Below are 18005 nucleotides of genomic sequence, written 5' to 3' on the forward strand. Positions count from 1 at the left end.
TTAGAAAATTGGGGCCCAACATGTCAATTAACTATTCCAAGTTTTAGAATGTCAGACACAAATACTTCTAGTATCTTTAACGTAAAAGCGTTCCCTAATCCTTTTGCAACGCACTTTAATTTAGACATCGAGAGTTCAAGCGACGCTCAAGTAGAGATGAAAGTGTATGATATGATAGGACGTCAATTGGAAGTTCGTAAGGCTACTGTATCAGAACTAAGTGTTCTAGAAGTAGGTCGTAATTACCCAGCTGGAGTATACAATATTATTGTATCTCAAGGAGAAAAAGTCAAATCATTACGAATGGTTAAAAGATAATATTTAAAATCTATTAATGTAGAAGCCGTCCCATATTGGGGCGGTTTTTTTATAGATTGAAGTTAGATGATGCGTGTACTATTTATAATCTTGTGAGCGTTTTTCAAAAAATTGGTAGTATCCCATAAAGTGTGATTTTTTTCCAATAATATTTTTTACTTACACACTTTATGGGATACTACCCTTTTATTGCGGGAAAATTATATTGATTACCCATCAAATACAATAATTCTTAGATATTTCAAGAGATTTCTATTTCGTTAAAGAATTTTTTCTAAATACTTATTATTTAAAAAATCTAAAACTAGTAATTTTAAAGGATAGTGTCATAATCTTTTTTAAAAACTATTTTTTCTTCTTTTTAGATTTTTCTTTTTTAGCTTTCTGTTTCGCTTTTTCTTTTCTAGCCTTTGCTTTTTCCTTTTCCTTCTCTTTTTGTTTCGCTTTTTTTGCCTTTTCTTTTTTCTTAGCTTTTTCTTTTTTCTCTTTAGATTTTACTTTTTCGTCTTTTTTCGCCTTTGTTAATTTTTTTTTGACAATTTTGGTTTCGGTATCAATATTTTCTACCGTAACTTCTTCATTTAATTCAGCTATTTCTTCAACACTTTCAGGTCGAATTTCTTCACTAGCTTCTTCAGAATTTTCTTGTTCTGCAGGAGTGGTTTCATTTATTTTTTCTTCAGTGTTTTCCTGAATAATATTCTTCTTATTTTCTTCACTATTTTCCAATGGTTTTTTGACGGATCTTCGTATCATAAATTTAATGTTATTTAATTGTAAATTTTAAGTTAACAAATTTACTTAATAAATATATACACCAATGTTAAGTTTTTGATTTCAATAATTTTAAATTTAATTCAAAGTATTGAAGAACTATTTTTTAATTCGTTGAAAAAAATTCCATAAAAAAACGCTATAAACTTGTATAGCGTTTTTTTTAAACAGCGTTAAAAAAATTTCTGGCTGACCCTTATTTAAACTGAAACTGCATTCCTAATCTAAATTGCTCGTCCCACTTTAAAGGATCAATACTTTCTTCTTTTATAATGTTGAAATACTGAAATTTAATCATCGCATTATAACCATTCATTTGATAGGCGATAGCGGTAGAGAAACGTTCAGATCTTCCTTTTACCAAATCATTCAAATCTAATTCTTCATATCGCGCAGAAACAATGGTTTTTATGTTTTTGATAAAATAATTGGCTTGTGCGATATAACCTCCCGAAAGTACATATCCTTTGGTTTGTTGCGATGTGAAATTTTGAAATAACGGATTGTTTTCATTTTGTGGTTCAGATCTAACTTGATGGATTTCAAATTGACCAGAGAACCCCATATATTGAAAAGAAGCATCCAATCCGTAAACATATCTTTTTCCATCGATTACTTTTATGCCATATTCGCCAAGAGCATTGGTAGGAAAATCTTCTCCAGCAGGTAGTTTTTTGTTCATAAATCGTCCGTTGAGACCTAGAGAGAACATCGGTATTGGAGTAACTCTATCGTCAATTTCTCTATAGCGATATCTTGACGGATAAGCAATATCAAAACGGCCAATGTATTCTAATTGACCACTAGGATCATTATCTCCTGTTAAAGATAATTCACCCAATCCGGTATAAGCACCAATGTAGATGTTAGCTCTCTGTTTCCAGAAATTTTTCATTAAAGTAGCACCTACATCTCGTCTAGAAAAGATAGAGCCTCTTAATAATTCTGCTCTTTGCCAATAAGGAGAATAATTGAACGGATTCATTGAACTTCTAGAATAATACACTTTTCCGTATCCCATTTCAACATCAAGAAATTGAAATCCTTTATATTTTATAGTCGCTTCCATCAAACCTGGATTTTCAGGATCGATTTCTACACCAGAATTATTGGCTGCCATATCTGCAAAATCAAGCTTAAGATTGTATTCGTAGTCACTACCAACACGACCTTCAATATCCAATTGTGCATCACGAAGTTTGAACCGATTTTTATTTTTATCTTCTTCGCCAAACTTTAATTGACGATTATTATAATACGTCGAAATACTTCCAGAAATTTCTATAATATGTTTGCCGTTTGAAATGGTAACCTGAGCATTTGTCTTACCCAAAAATAAGAATACTGCTGTTGCTAGTAAAATTGGTTTCATTTTATTGTTTATCTGGATTACTGAAATAGTAGATTCGTTGCATGTCATCGCATGTTATAATTAGATTTCCATCTTTATCAAATGCTAATCCCTCCGGATTTATAACCGGTAATTTCCATTTTGCAGTAACTTCGTACGAAATTGGATTTAATTTTAAAACCATCCTGTCTTCATCACTTAACAACCATAAAAACCCATCATGAAATGAAGCTGCGGCAATGTCTCTAGCAATTTTAGATAAATTAACTTCATTTTTGATATTAAAGTCCGCATCCAATTCTAAAAGTGTTATCGGGTCTTTTTCTACAACTAATACAAATGTGTTTGTAACTTTATTATAAGTAAATGCTTCATAACCTCTGTTTCTTCCACCACCAAAAGGCACCGTCATAGTTTTGCTTTTTTGTAAAGAAGTTCGATTGTATGTATAAATTTTGCGATGTCTTTCGTCTATGGCATATACATAGGTATCGTCAGCATAAATAGCTTCAAAGTCGGCATCATTTTCTTTACTACTGCGAATTATTTTTCCCGATAAATCGGTTTCAAATAAAACGCCATCATCGCTTATCACAAAAAAGGTATCAGAATTTGAGTTATAACAAATGTCTGAAGGCTCAGGAATAGCTGTTGCTACAAATTTAGTTGGTTTGATTGTTGTAGTTTTTTGTGCCGAAATACAAAATGAAAAAAGAACAACAAAAACCGCATATCGTTTTTTTAAAGTTATCATAGTTTATTTCCTTGTAAAGTGAAGTTATCAAAACGATTATTACCAGTTGTATTAAAAGTTTCTGGACCTGAAAAAGATATTTTGACAGTAAAATTTGGATTATTGTTGGCTCCTATAATTTTTGAAAAATCTAACGTTACGATGTCATAAATAGGTTCTATATTTGGGCTAAATGTGGTAACGGCAAGTCCTGTTGTAATAAATGTAGTTCCGTCTAAACTGTACGAATAATTTTGTGTTGATGCTCCAGCGGCGGAACTTTTTGCTGTTGCAAATTTCAGTATTATATTTTTGTATCCTATAGAAGAAGTTTTAATCAAGAGTTCTTTAGCATTGCTAGGATTTCTAGTTCTTAAACCAAAGCCTTCTGCATCACCGTTTTGAGCGTTTAAAGCATTTCCGGGCGTAACAGGATCTAAAATTCCACCAGTTCCTATATAAGTGATGTTTGCAGTATTGGCAGTAATTAATGAAGCATCAGGAAGTATTGGCGAAGTGATTTCGCCAGCAGGCAAATTATTGAAATTCCAATACTGAAATAAATATAAATTTGGATCAACCACCACTAATGTAGCTGGAACTCCTACTAAAGTAATATTATCAAAACGATTGTTTCCTGTTATTCCAGTTGCTGCATCCCCAGCAAATTCTATTTTTACTTTAAAATTAGGATTATTATTAACAGCTGGTATACTTGAGAAATCTAAAGTCACTAAATCTACATCAGGAAGTGGTGGCGTAAGATCTGCTTTTGGATTATGAGCTGTTTTGATCAATCCTGTGTTTGTATAATTTGTTCCGTCAATAGTGTAAGTATAATTTTGAATATTAGCACCATTATTGCTTCTTGCGGTGGCAAATTGCAGTACTATTTTATTGTAACCTGTTGTTGGCAAATCCAGAACAAGATTTTTGGTATTACTCGGATTTCTTACTTTTAAAAGATTTTCGGCAGGATCATTATTTCTTGCATTCGTAACATATCCGTCCGAGTCAATATCCATTATCCCACCTATTCCTGGATAAGTAATTTTAGCAACTAAAGTATTTGATGATGAATAATTTGGGGGAACTTCGGTAACTTCTGCCAAATCTAAATTAAAATTCCAATAGTAAATAAGTTCACTATTTGGATCTATAATTATGGTGTCTGTCTTGGTAATAATTTCTCTATCAGTGGTGCAAGAGCAAAATAACAGTGAAAGAAAACTAAAATAAAGGAATGTTATTTTCATTTTTATTTTTTTTGCAAAGAAACCATGCTTTCACTTTATAAAGAAAAGTTACATGTTAACAATTTGTAATTTTTTTTAATTACTATTAACTTTTAATTTACATTAGACTCAAAATCTTGCAATTAAAGTATAAAAAATATTATTTTAAAAAATAAGTCGTTGTTGCCTCCTTTATTAAAAATAACTATTTTGACATATCCTGCTTATTTATAATCTTGTAATCGTTTTTCGAAAAATATTTTTTTATCACAAAAACTGTTATTTTTTTATCAATACAAAAAAATTATTGGGTAATTATTTCATTTCCTCATTAAACACGATAAGTCCTACTTTCTTTCAAGTGATTTCAATTTTGTAACATTATATTTTTCTGAATTCTCCCCTTCAAAAAATATAAAACGAACCATTTTAAGGAATTCTTATTAATCCTACAAACAAATAAAAATCAATACATTATATTTAAAATAATCGACTAAACGTATCTAAATAACGACAATATGCATGAATACAATTTCTTAACTTTTCAATAATATTAATTTATCTTAAGAAGGCATTATTAAAAATATTTTTGCATTTCAAAAACTTAAAATTTTAAACAAATGAAATCAAACTTACTTAATTCGAACATTGGTTTGAAGGTATGCTCTAACATAGAGTTATCTGATACCAGTAATAGAAACAGTACGACTAGAAAGTCGAAGCCGTTTCTAGGAAAATTTAGGCAGTTCTTATTACCAATGCTATTTTTGGTATTAGGAACTGTAGGGTATGCTCAAGTGAGCACTGTTGCCTCTGCCAACCAAATTAATATTGGAGGGTTGTCTCGAGGAACAACGCAGGTTATTTCTCAATTTCAAATTGCTAGAACCGTCAGTACGGGAAATCTTACTGACATTGTTGCTACAACAACAGGAACATATACTGTTTCGGATATTACTAGCATTAAATTGTATGGGGGCGCAACAACTGATTTTGCAGCAGCAACTTTGTTGAAAACGTTAACTCCTGCTGCTACAGGCTCTGGAGAGACTCTAACATTTAATACTTTAGGGTATTCACTTACAGTAGCAACGCACCATTTTTGGATAACTGCCGATGTGGCATCGGGAGCTACTTTGGGTAGAACCATTGCAATGCCTGTTATAGCAAATACTGCTTTTACTTTTTCATCAGGGACTAAAGGTGGTAGTGTTACAGCAGCTCCTTCGGCAGGATCGTTTGCTATTGTGCCAGCAACACCCACATTTACTACCGGTAATATTATAGGTCTTGTGGCGGTAAATAGTGGAGCTAACAATACTTCTGCGGCTATTGTAGAAGTAAATACTACAACGGCTGCGCAAACTCCTACTGTATACAATGTAGGAACTCCGTCAGGAACAAATGCTATAAGAGTTTCAGGAAGTGCCTCTTCAACCGCTTATTTAGCCAATACTAACGATGGTTCTTTGCTTTCTTTTCCGGCTCATAATAGTACCGTTAGCGGTTCTGCTACAAATGCAAACACTATTACTTCAAGAGCGGTTGTAACCTATGATGCTTTAGGAGCATTTAATAGAGCTACTACCTACACCGGAACTAGCGGACAACAAGCTAGAGGTGCTTCAAGCATTAATAATACCAATTGGTTTATTGGAGATCAAAATGGTTTTTTTACAAATAGTGCATCTGCGTTTAGCCCAGCTGGAAATATTAGAGGGGTTAAAGCTTTTGGAGGTACGATGTACGCCTTTACCGGTTCTACAACTGCACCGCCAGTTGGAATAATATCGGCTGCAACTAGCGGTACTTATACCGCTCTTTCTGGTCTTCCAAATGGAAATACAAATATGCAAGATTTTTATCTTATTTCTTCAGGAACTAACGGAAGTACTTTCGATGTTTTGTATATTTTGTCAACTACATCGGCAACTGCTGGTACAGTTTCAAAATATTCTTTAGTAACTGGTTCGTGGGTTGCAAATGGTTCTTATACAACTACTTTTGGAGGTTTTGGTCTTAGTGCTAAAAAAAGTGGCACAGGTGCTGAGTTGTATATTTCAACAGGTACGGGAGCAACTGCAGCTAATAGCATTATAAAAATAACAGACACTGCTGCTCATAATACGACAATAAGCGTAACACCTGCAAACAATGTTATCTTGTACACTGCACCAGCGGGAACTACTATAAAAGGAGTGGCTTTTTCGCCAGCAAGTCCTAGTATGGCATTAAGTGCTGCACATCCTGTAGCTTCAAATATAAATCAAGGAAGTGCTGACAATATAATAGGTGGAATTGCTTGTGCGGTGACAGCCTCATCAGCAACTTTAAATGCTGTAACAGTAAATACAGCAGGAACTTATAGTACATCGGATTTAACGAATATCAAATTTTGGTTCAATCCTACTGAAAACTCATTAACTGGCGCTACCCAATTAGGCAGTAATCAAGCAGCTGTAGCAAGTGGAAATTCAGTTGGAGTAAGCGGTTTGTCGCAAAATATCGCTGTAGGCACTACTGGTTATATTTTAGTAACTGCAAGTATTAGCGGAACGGCTACTTTGGCAAACACCATTCGTTTGGCTTCAACTAGTTTTGATAATCTAACTTTTGCTATTGGTACAAAAACAGGAACCAATCCTGTAGCTGCTGGTGCAAATGATCAAACCATTTCACAAGTTACACCATTAATTGCATTGGCAAACGGTACAATTGGTGCTGCTTCTATTAATCAAAATACTACAAACAATGTATTGTATCGTGCTGACTTTACAGTAACCGATGCTAATGCTGTATTAGAGAGTGCTGCATTTACAACTGCAGGTTCTTACATTGCTTCTGATATCACTAATTTAAAATTGTGGTATGCTACAAATGCTACTTTCAATTCAGGTACAGCTACTTTGTTAGCTACTAAAACATCTTCAATAGGAGCTGGTTTACAATCATTTAGCGGGTTATCACAATCTGTTGCTATAGGAACAGGTTATTTGTATCTAACGGCTGATGTTCCTTGTTATGCAACAATTGGAGCTACAATAAACGTTACAGCAACTGCTACTACTGATTTTACATTTGCTTCAGGAACTCCAACTGGAAGTGTCTTTACAGCAGGTGGTGCACAAACTATTAGTGCTGGTACTACGACTCCATCTAATGTTGCTACTAATACCTCTGTTGGTAATGGTACTGCGGGTCAAATTAATGCAGTTTGGACTGCTCCAGCAACAGGTTGTTATGATGAGATTATGGTTGTGGCTTCTACAGCAACTATTTCAGGAACTCCTACTGGAGACGGAAGTTTATATACTGCTAATGCAGCTTTTACTTCAGGTACAGCATTTGGAGGTGGTTTTGTAATGTATAAAGGAACTACTTCTCCTCAAACCTTAACCGGTTTTACAAACGGTACTAGTTATTTTATAAAAATATTTACAAGATACAATTCGACCTGGTCAGCAGGTACTGAAGTTTCGGCTAGAGCTTATACTATTAGTTCATTAACTGAAGTGGTTATTCCACAATATATGCAAGGTGTAAATGGTACTAACAATAACCGTATTCCTACTGCTTATTGTGTAACTCTTACAGGATTGACTGCAAATGCTACTTACCGTTATAATAATCAACCTGTTATATCTACTGATAGTGCTACTTCTAGTGGTGCTGGAAATATTATTTATGTAGGAGCTACTCAGTCAGCTAATTTTGTACAGACTTCAACACCTGGATTATCAACAGCTGGTACTTATGGAACATTTACAGCAAATAGTTCCGGAAGTTATACGGGTTGGTTTATCACCGAACCAACAGGTAATGCTACTAGATTTGTTCCTGGTAATCAAGTATTTTTCAGAATACTATTGAATGATGGTAACAATGGTACTCTTGTAGACAGAATTGCTACTACTACAAGTTCATCTACAGTTATTAATTTAGTTAATGCTGCTGGTGCAAACAACGGTACAGCTATTAGAAGTACATCATTAGCAAATGCAAAAGACTTTGTTTGTTTGTATGATAATACAGCAGGAACAGGAAGACCGCTTGCTGCTACATTTATTGAAAATGATGGTAATGGTAGTGTAGGTAGTTATCCTTCATTTCTTACAACTAGTGTAAACGGAGTTGCAGGTGCTTGGGGTACTATTATCCCGAACACGTTAGCCAATGGTGTAAGACGAATTGAAACTCGTGCTTTTGCAAACGGTGGTGATGTTATTTGTTCTGCTACTGATGCAGACGGTATTTGGACAACAGGTTCAATAAATACTGTGAATCCAGCAGGAGGAACAGCAGAAATTGTAATTTCAAATACAGATGCAGGATTGAATTGTTCTTCTGTGATACTAGATCATACAGGAATTACTCAAACCACTGCAAGTACGGAGAACTTAAATTCTACGGATAACATTGTTTCAAATTTTAGAGTAAATGCGTCAAACTTTGCTACTACTTTAAATTCCATTTCGTTTACGGTTGGCGGGACGTTTGTTGCGGGCAATGTAGCTAACTTTAAATTGTTTACATCAACATCAACATCTTTCCCTGGAGGAACTGCTTTAAGTACAGTAAATGCTACTGCATTGGCTAGTGGATCAACAATAACATTTACTGGTTTGGCTCAAGCTTGTGCGGTTGGTAATCGTTATTTTTGGATTATTGCTGATTTTGGTTTGACAGGTTCTGGAAATACAATTATTATTCCTGCTTTAGGAAATGCTGCTTTTACTTTCGCAAGTAATGCAACTATCGACACTAACGCAATTGCTACTGGTGGTACAGTAACTTTAGGGATTTTAGAGCCTTCAATTGCTTTATCGAGTGCAACAATTGCGGCTGCAAACGTAAATGACGGAACAGTGAATAATGTAATTTATAGAGCAAATGTAGCCGTTACAGTAACTTCGGCTTCATTGACTTCAGCAACATTTACTACTAGTGGTACTTATGTTCCAGCTGATGTTACTAACTTTAAGTTATGGTATTCTACGTCTTCGACATTTGCTACTAATACTTCTACATTGTTGGCTACTAAAACTACTTTGTTAGATGCTGGTGTGCAAACTTTCTCTAGTTTTGCTCAAACTATTCCTACCGGTACTGCTTATCTTTATTTAACAACTGATTTACCTTGTGCTACTACTATTGGAAACACAATTAGCGTAAATGCAATTGCAGATACTGATTTAACTTTCACATTAGGAACTCCAACCGGAAGTGGCAGTGCATCTGGCACTCAAACTATTGTGGCTTCTACTCCTTCAAATGCTACAGGGCTTGTTGCAACGGCTGTTGGTTTAGTAGGTCAAGTCAGCGTAGAATTTGTTCTGCCAGCAACGGGTTGTTATGATGAGATTATGATTGTTGTTGCCCCTGCTTCAAATTCAGGTACTCCAACTGGTGATGGAAGTGCATACACTTCTACTCTTAATTTCACTACTGGTAGTGTTTTAGGAAACGGAAGAGTAGTTTATAAAGGAACCACTTCCCCTCAAACCGTAACAGGATTGACAACTGGTACTGCCTACAGCTTTAAAATTTTTACAAGAAACGGTAGTTTATGGTCTGCTGGTACTACAGATGTTGTTGCAACTCCTACAGTTTCTCCAGCATTAACTGAGGTATTCTTACCGCAGTTTATACAAGGTAATGCCTCTACAAATACAAATAGAATTCCTTATGCTTATAGAGCAACTCTTTCTAATTTGTTGCCTAATGCAACGTATAGATATTATAATTCAGTAGTTGCGACAACTGAACTTGCTACTTCTAATGGAGCTGGTAATTGTATTTTTGCAACACAGTCAGGAAATTTTATTAGAACTACTAGTCCAGGTTTATCAAGTGCGGGTAGTTATGCAACATTTACAACAGACAATACAGGTTCATACACCGGTTGGTTTATTACTGAACCATCAGGGAATGCTACACGATTTACACCTGGAACTTCTGTAAAAATGCGTATTATTTTAAATGATGGTGGTGTTGGTACAACTATTGCAACACGATTAACTACTACTAATACGGTTACAGCTATTAATTTAGGTACTACGGGTGCTAATGTAGGAACTGCTATTCGAGGTACAAGTTACGCTACCCCTAAAAACTTCGTAATGTTGTGGGACAATACTGCTGGTACTGGAAGACCAATAAGTGGTACTACAGTAGAAAGTGATGGAGTAGCAAACACTACAGCAAATAGTTATGCTAGTTTTTATTCTACAAGTGTAGAAGGAGTTGCAGGTGCTTGGGGAACAATCATTCCAAATACATTAGCAAACGGAGTGAGAAGAATTCAACAATTTGGGTTAAGTGATGGTAGTGGAACAGTAGGTACTCCTGCAACAGATACAAATGGTATATGGCCATCAGGAGTTAATACTATAAGTCCATCTAGTGGTGCAACGGCTTTAGTGGTAAGTATTACAGAAGCGCCATTAACATTAGTAACACAATTACGAGATAATTTTTGTGGAAAAACATTTCGTTTCCTAAATGAAATTGTTCAATGTAATCCCGTTGCTGGAGCTACGCAATATCGTTTCGAGGTAACAGATGAGGCAAATGTTGTTAGAGTTGTTACAAGCGGTAATTTTACTTTTAATCCAGCAGCTTTTACTTTTGATCATCCTACCAACCGTGGATTCAATTGGGCTAAAAACTACAGTTTCCGAGTAGCCCTTTTCATAGATGGTACTTGGTTAGCTTACGGACCTAGCTGTACAGCACGTACACCAAACGAGCCAACAGTTTTACCTACTAAGTTAAGATCACCTTGGTTCTGTAACCAAACAGTAGCAAGCATGAACACTAACATTCAGTGCGACCCTGTTCATTTAGCTACAAATTATGAGTTTAGAATTACTGGCCCAGGAGGATATAATCAAGCAAGGACTTCAACATCTATCGCTATCAATCTTACTACTTTTCCTAATTTAAGATACAATACACAGTATACTGTTAGTGTAAGAGCGTTTAGTGGGGGTATTTGGATTGAACCAACAGAAACCTGTACTATAACCACACCAAGTGTGCCACAAACTTCTTTAGTAGCACAACATTGTAACATAAACACGACTACAAGATTTGTAGTTATGGCTCGAACTGTGTTTTATGCAGAAGCGTATAAATTTAGAATTTCTGATGGAACAACAATAGCAGAAATAGAATCGCCAAATATTTATTTTGCTGCATCAACTGTAACTGGTGGAATGATAGGAACAGGTAAAGTATATACTGTTCAAGTAGATGTTAAGTACAATGGTGTATTCTTAGATAATTGGGGACCAATATGTCAATTAACTATTCCAAGTTCTAGAATGTCAGACACAAATACTTCTAGCATCTTTAACGTAAAAGCATTCCCTAATCCTTTTGCAACGCACTTTAGTTTAGACATCGAGAGTTCAAGTGACGCTCAAGTAGAAATGAAAGTATACGATATGATAGGAAGACAACTAGATGTTCGTAAGGCTACTGCATCAGAACTAAGTGTTCTAGAAGTAGGTCGTAATTACCCAGCTGGAGTATACAATGTTATTGTATCTCAAGGCGATAAAGTAAAATCGATTCGAATGGTAAAAAGATAAATCAGAGAATAGACTAGTCTAATTAATCATACATATTATTAGACAAAACAGAATAATCTAACAGCACCAAAAATGATTTTGGTGCTGTTTTTTTTATTTGCTTACACTACTCGTTCATTTTATTAGGATTAGCATATGTTTAGACAAATGATTTTTTTTGAATTTGATTCAAAAATTGGATAATTGGCAAAGATACTTTTGATAAAATCTCCCGAGTATCTGTTTACAACAAAAGCACTTTACAGCGTTATTTTTATAAAATGATACGCAAGGCACCTGTTTTGGAATTTAGTTATACTGATGAAATTTATTTAGTTCTGGATGGGACCTATTTTCCAAATTATATCCGTTTGGTTGTTTATAGAAACTTTCATATAAGATTAACGCTGCTTTATTGAATGACCAATGGAGAACATTTCGAAGAGATTACTTAAGACTTGCAGAATTTATTGAATCTAGGAATTAAAATAAAAAGCATCACATCAGACGGAGATAAATCTTCAATAAAAGCTATTAAAAAAGTATTGCCCAATATGTTTCTCTATTTAAAGGATGACAAAAAACCCAATACAACAAATTCTTTAGAATTGTTTTTTGGACATTTAAAAGGAAATTTGAATGTTCATAGAGGATTAAGTTTAGCCAACCTCAATAACTTTTTAAAATGGTTTTTGTATAACAAAAATTAAATCTATAAGTAGGTTTTCTTTAGCATTGGACAAACCAAAAAATGCATAAAAAAGAAGGAGTATCAAAACTATGAGTTTTCCTCATTTTTATTTTTTCTTTAACAGAAAATCCTCAGAAATTAAACCTCTTTTGACCTATATAGCAATAAATTTTTAAATTTATTAAAAAATCCTTAGTAAAATTTTCAATTTTTAGTTCTGAGACAGCTTCTCATTTTTCGTATGTGTATCAAATCTATTGCTAATTGGTTGCTCCTCAGCAGATCCAAGATTCAATGTCCTCTTCAATTTGACGGTGGTAATTTAACTAATCTAAAATGAAAAATCACAAACTATTTTGACCACATTAGCTTTTTTTTTCCTTATAAAATTGTCACAGTTTTTTTATTTGTTTCATAATTAGGAAGTTTATTAAAGTAATTGTAGATGCCAAATTCTTATTTCAAACTTCCATTTATTCTTTCTGCAAATATACTTATCTAGCTCGAATATGGTACAGGCAAAAAAATATTATTTGTATTTCATTTTTAAAATGGTCGATTGTTTGGGTGATGAGTTTTTTTGTATATCGATTTGATATTCTTTTTTATTATATCAATCATTATATCAAAGATGGTGTATGTCTTATCGGCAACAAAAGCTTGTTGTTATATAAAACACCTTCCGATTTATAGAATTTAACTTTTGTTTATAGTCCCTTTATTTTTTGATCTGGACATTTTGATATATATAAGATTGATTTATTTTACCAATCAAAATAACCATATTTTAGATGTCTCATTCTGCATTAGCAAAACATACTCAATTTCAAATCGATATAGCCCTTTATATGTTGATAATTTCCTTTTTATTTATTTTTCGAATAATTTTTAATTTAAAAGAAAGGTGTAGTCTTTATAGGTGTACTTTACATTGCGAATTTTTTGGTTGTTTTTCATAAAGATGAATAGATTGTAGCTATTACAAAAGACACTTTTCAATAAAAAAGCATCCCAGAATAGGATGCTTTTTTATTAATTTATTTAAATTTTACAATGCAGTGATAATAAATTCACTTCTTCTGTTCGCTTGATGTTCTTCTTCCGAGCACTTCACGCCATCAGCACATTTGTTTACTAATAGTGTCTCACCATATCCTTTTCCGATTAGACGACTAGCGTCAACTCCGTTAGTAACCAACCAAGCTACAGTAGATTTAGCTCTTCTATCAGATAATTTTTCATTGTATTTATGCGTTTGACGACTATCAGTATGCGAACGCACATCAATTTTCATATTAGGATATTGTTTCATGACATCTAATATTTTTTCTAATTCAAGTGCTGCATCGGGTCTAATATTCCATTTGTCTAAATCAAAGTAGATAATCTTAATACCAAAAGCTTTTGCTAAATCATCACCAACAGTAACAGGTTTTACTTTTTTCTCTAACTGAATAGGGAAGTCTGTTTTTCCGTTTGAAGTAGGAATAGTAACTTTTTGTTCTTTAGTTTCATACAACTCTTTTTCGGCTCTAATGTAATATGATTTGCCACATTCTACGTCAAAAGTGTAAAAACCTTTATCATCGGAAAATACTTCTTTAATGGTGTTGAATTTATCATCCAGCAAAGTAACTTTAGTGTTAGCAAGAATTTCACCCGTTTCTAAATCAGTCACAACTCCAGATAAAACTTGTTCGCAAACCAGTTTTCTTGTTTCTAAGAATTTGTAAATATCATCATAGCCTTTACCTCCGTCTCTGTTCGAAGTTAAAAATCCTTTTCTGGTTTTAGTGTCAATTAAATAGGCAAAATCATCTTGGGGAGAGTTTGCTGGCGCACCAATATTAATAGGTGCTTTGAATGATCCATCGGCGTTCATTCTAGACATAAAAATGTCTAGTCCACCAATTCCAGGATGACCATCAGTGGCAAAATACAATTCGTTTTCATTGGTAATAAGAGGAAACGACTCTTTTCCTTCGGTGTTAATAGTGGCTCCAAGATTTTCAGGAGTTCCAAAACTTCCGTCAGTATTTATAGCCACTTTCCAAATATCAGATTGCCCATAGGTTCCGGGCATATCCGAGGCAAAATACATTGTTTTTTCATCAGCACTCAATGTTGGATGCGCCACACTATAACCGTCATTATTAAAGGGCAATTCCTGAGCATTGTTCCATTTACCCTCTTTTAAAGTAGCTTTATAAATTTTCAGTAAAGTAATTTTATTAGCGTCTTTCCCTTTTTTGCCATTATTAAAATTATTTCGGGTAAAATACATGCTTAGTCCGTCTTTAGTAAAAACAGGTGTTGATTCGTGAAATCTAGAATTGATGTTTTTAGCAAATTTTTCAGGAACAGTAAGACTGTCTTCAGTAACACCAGGAGCATCTTTAGGAGTAATATCAGCCGAATACATATTGGTAAAATATTGATTGCTCCATTTGTGCTTTCTTTGAGAAAAGCTTCCTGTGTCACGAGAAGAAGTAAAAATTAATTTATTTCCAGCATAGGCACTACCATAATCAGAATAAGCCGAATTGATACCAGCATCTTTTATAATGTATCTGCCAGAATTGGCTTTAATGATATCCATATAATTTTGCTTGTCATTAAAAATTTTACCTCTTAAATCTTCACTGGATTTTTTGTTGAAAAGCACTAACATTTCGTTAGCTTTTGCATATTCACCAATAGATTTTAACGATTGCGCATATCTGTAATAATACTCAGGAGCCACTTCTTCGTTCATTGCAAATAACTCACCATACCATTTGGCAGCTTTTTCTAAATTAGCATTAAAGTAGTAGGCATTGGCTAATTTCTGAAACAAATCGGCCGATTTATATCCTTTTTCAGCAATACGTTCGTAGGTTTTTGTTGCATCTATATAGGCGAATTTGTCGTATTCTTTATTCGCTTTTTTTACCTTAGTAGTTTGAGCCTGCCCAGCGGAGCATAAAACACTCAAAAACGTTATAAATAGGATTACTTTATTTTTCATGATGTTTCGGATTTAGAAGAATCGAGGGGATATAATTTTATTGAAGTTGCTGAATAGTTCATAACGTAAGAATATCTCATGAGAACCTCTATTATAATTTTTTAAGTTTGTTCTCTCTAAGTCATAACCATAACCTATATATAAACCATCACTCACTTGAAATCCAGCTAAAGCACTTACTGCTGCATCCCAACGATAGGCGGCCCCAAGTACAAATTTTTGACTGAACATGAAGTTAGCAGATACGTCTACTTGAAGTGGTGCGCCTTCTACTAATTTAGTAAGTAGGGCAGGTTTGAATTTAATCTCACTATCCAAATCAAAAACATGACCCGCTATTAAATAGTAATTGATTTTTTCTCTAAAGATAGCAACTTCATCCGCATTATATTGTTTTGATTCAATAAAATTAGGAACAGATAAACCTATATAACTTTTATCAGAATGGTAATAGATACCTGCACCAATATTAGGAGAAAATTTATTCAAATTTTGAAACTGGGCATCGCCTTGTTGAGCTGGATTTAATCTAGAAACGTCTAAACTAAAAAAGTTACCTGTTGCTTTTGCACCAAATGATAATTTGTAATTTTCTGAGGTTTGAATGGTGTAAGAGACATCTGCAGATACTACATTTTCTTCGGTAGGGCCAATTCTATCATTTATAAAAGACAAACCTATGCCTAAATTACTATCGTTTATGGGAGTGTTTAATGATAATGCATTGGTAACCGGTGCACCATCTAATCCAACCCATTGGGTACGATGCAATCCAAATATACTCATAACTCCTCTCGATCCTGCGTATGCTGGATTGATATTGATGGTGTTGTACATATACTGCGTAAATTGTGCATCTTGTTGTGCATGACTTACTACAGCTGTAAACATCAGTACGAAAAATACTATTTTTGTTTTCATTAGATTCCTGTTTTAACCTGAGGGTTGTAAACCCTCAGGAGTTAGATTTGAGTTTGGTTATCTTGTTAGGTATAAATATCCGTCTTTTTTGAATGTCTCACCTTTATCATCTGTATATTGAATGATATAGAAGTAGGTTCCAGTAGGTAATTCAGCCGATTTATTAACAGTAGCTCTTCCTTCAGAGATTCCTCTAAAGACTCTTGTGTTGTTATCATACTGATTAGTTTCGAAAACTAATACTCCCCAACGGTTGTAGATTTCTACAGTATTTGTAGGGAAACAAACAGTTTGATCTATGTTTTCTATTATGAAAACTTCATTAGTATTATCACCATTTGGAGAGAAAGCATTGTGAACTAAGAAATTACAAGCTGGTAATAGTACACACTCATCATCAACAGTCAAAACTACTTTAACAGTATTAGAACAAGCGCCATCTGTAATTACATATTTTAAATCATAGTTACCTGTATTAATTTGGTAAGGGTTAAATTTCTGTTCTCCATTTACATCAACTATAGAAGATGGATTTATTTCATCAATCCAAGTTCCACCTGAAGCTGTTCCTTCTGGTAATAAAGAATTAAGAACAGGATAATCATCTTGTTTGTATAAATCAATATCTGCATTACACTCTGCATAACCAGGTTTTCCATTTGTATCAGTATTTGTAGCAGTAACAATTACTTGTTGAGGAGCAGAAACACTTCCTTTACCGTTGTCAAAAGTCCATGTAATTAAGAATGTACCTTCTTCATTATAAGTTAATGAATCAGTTGTTGTACCTACAATAACATTATTTGAACAACCATCAGTAATACTTGGCGCAGTAGCTGTTACCGAGCATGAACCTGTTATTGGTGCTAATATAGGAGCTGTAGGAGGATTTGTTTCATCTACTATAACAGTTTGTTTAGCAGTTGAACTATTTCCTTTACTATCTGTAAATGTCCAAGTAATTTCATAGGTGCCTTGAGCATTATAAATTACATCATCATCTGTTTTCCCTATAATTGTTCCCTCACAAGCATCTGTTGTACTTGGTGTTCTAACAGTAGCACTACATTGACCTCTTACAGGTGCTAATGTTGGAGCAATTGGAGCTTCAGTATCTTTAACAATTACATTTTGAATTGCTGTTACAGAAACGGTTTTGTCATCACTTTCAAAAACCCAAGTGATTATATACTCGCCTTCAATGTTATATGTTAAAGGATTTTTAGGAGTACCAATTATAGTTTCTCCACAGTTATTTGTTGTAGAAGGAATTACCGCAGTTGCTGTACATTGTCCTAATACATCCGCTAAAACTGGTTTGTCAATGATTTGTGTTCCAGTTACGTCCCAATCACAAGTTGTTGTATTGAAAGTAGCAGACTCATAACAAGCCAATCCAGT

The 18005-nt window shown here is 34.0% G+C and carries 10 protein-coding genes; 3 read left to right on the forward strand and 7 right to left on the reverse strand.

What is annotated here, in order from left to right; all coding sequences use genetic code 11:
• Positions 1 to 318, forward strand: a 318-nt coding sequence (locus tag ACFQ0S_RS06125; protein WP_379819065.1) for a T9SS type A sorting domain-containing protein, incomplete at its 5' end; no start/stop codon positions are given.
• Positions 319 to 663: 345 nt separating this feature from the next.
• Here ACFQ0S_RS06125 and ACFQ0S_RS06130 read toward each other — a convergent pair.
• From ACFQ0S_RS06130 to ACFQ0S_RS06145, 4 genes are all read right to left on the reverse strand, one after another.
• Positions 664 to 1047, reverse strand: a complete 384-nt coding sequence (locus tag ACFQ0S_RS06130) for a hypothetical protein (RefSeq protein WP_379819066.1) — start codon at positions 1045 to 1047, stop codon at positions 664 to 666.
• A gap of 241 nt (positions 1048 to 1288) precedes the next feature.
• Positions 1289 to 2464, reverse strand: coding sequence for a porin (locus tag ACFQ0S_RS06135; protein ID WP_379755116.1), 1176 nt, complete (start codon positions 2462 to 2464; stop codon positions 1289 to 1291).
• Position 2465: 1 nt separating this feature from the next.
• Positions 2466 to 3197, reverse strand: a complete 732-nt coding sequence (locus ACFQ0S_RS06140; protein ID WP_379755119.1) for an SdiA-regulated domain-containing protein — start codon at positions 3195 to 3197, stop codon at positions 2466 to 2468.
• Positions 3194 to 4432, reverse strand: coding sequence for a hypothetical protein (locus ACFQ0S_RS06145; protein WP_379755122.1), 1239 nt, complete (start codon positions 4430 to 4432; stop codon positions 3194 to 3196). The genes ACFQ0S_RS06140 and ACFQ0S_RS06145 overlap by 4 nt, the downstream gene beginning before the upstream one ends.
• Positions 4433 to 5031: 599 nt before the next feature.
• Here ACFQ0S_RS06145 and ACFQ0S_RS06150 point away from each other — a divergent pair.
• The gene (locus ACFQ0S_RS06150) at positions 5032 to 12006 is read left to right on the forward strand and encodes a T9SS type A sorting domain-containing protein (RefSeq protein ID WP_379819067.1); all 6975 of its coding nucleotides are present in this window, start codon (positions 5032 to 5034) and stop codon (positions 12004 to 12006) included.
• A 437-nt stretch (positions 12007 to 12443) separates the two neighbouring features.
• On the forward strand, positions 12444 to 12695 hold the full coding sequence (locus ACFQ0S_RS06155) for a hypothetical protein (protein WP_379755128.1): 252 nt from the start codon (positions 12444 to 12446) through the stop codon (positions 12693 to 12695).
• Positions 12696 to 13724: 1029 nt separating this feature from the next.
• Here ACFQ0S_RS06155 and ACFQ0S_RS06160 read toward each other — a convergent pair.
• From ACFQ0S_RS06160 to ACFQ0S_RS06170, 3 genes are all read right to left on the reverse strand, one after another.
• Entirely contained in the window at positions 13725 to 15683 is a 1959-nt protein-coding gene (locus ACFQ0S_RS06160; RefSeq protein ID WP_379755131.1) for an OmpA family protein, read from the reverse strand.
• A 12-nt stretch (positions 15684 to 15695) separates the two neighbouring features.
• Positions 15696 to 16604: a PorP/SprF family type IX secretion system membrane protein gene (locus tag ACFQ0S_RS06165; RefSeq protein WP_379755134.1), complete on the reverse strand. Its 909-nt coding sequence runs from the start codon at positions 16602 to 16604 to the stop codon at positions 15696 to 15698.
• A 57-nt stretch (positions 16605 to 16661) separates the two neighbouring features.
• Positions 16662 to 18005: T9SS type B sorting domain-containing protein (locus ACFQ0S_RS06170; RefSeq protein ID WP_379819068.1), on the reverse strand; the 1344-nt coding region annotated here is incomplete at its 5' end.

Source organism: Flavobacterium myungsuense (assembly GCF_042677265.1).
Taxonomy (GTDB): Bacteria; Bacteroidota; Bacteroidia; order Flavobacteriales; family Flavobacteriaceae; genus Flavobacterium; species Flavobacterium myungsuense.

Bases quoted from the DNA above. Each gene is read 5' to 3' on its own strand.
- ACFQ0S_RS06135 (WP_379755116.1), bottom strand. From the start codon at position 2,464: ATGAAACCAATTTTACTAGCAACAGCAGTATTCTTATTTTTGGGTAAG.
- ACFQ0S_RS06140 (WP_379755119.1), bottom strand. From the start codon at position 3,197: ATGATAACTTTAAAAAAACGATATGCGGTTTTTGTTGTTCTTTTTTCA.
- ACFQ0S_RS06145 (WP_379755122.1), bottom strand. From the start codon at position 4,432: ATGAAAATAACATTCCTTTATTTTAGTTTTCTTTCACTGTTATTTTGC.
- ACFQ0S_RS06150 (WP_379819067.1), top strand. From the start codon at position 5,032: ATGAAATCAAACTTACTTAATTCGAACATTGGTTTGAAGGTATGCTCT.
- ACFQ0S_RS06160 (WP_379755131.1), bottom strand. From the start codon at position 15,683: ATGAAAAATAAAGTAATCCTATTTATAACGTTTTTGAGTGTTTTATGC.
- ACFQ0S_RS06165 (WP_379755134.1), bottom strand. From the start codon at position 16,604: ATGAAAACAAAAATAGTATTTTTCGTACTGATGTTTACAGCTGTAGTA.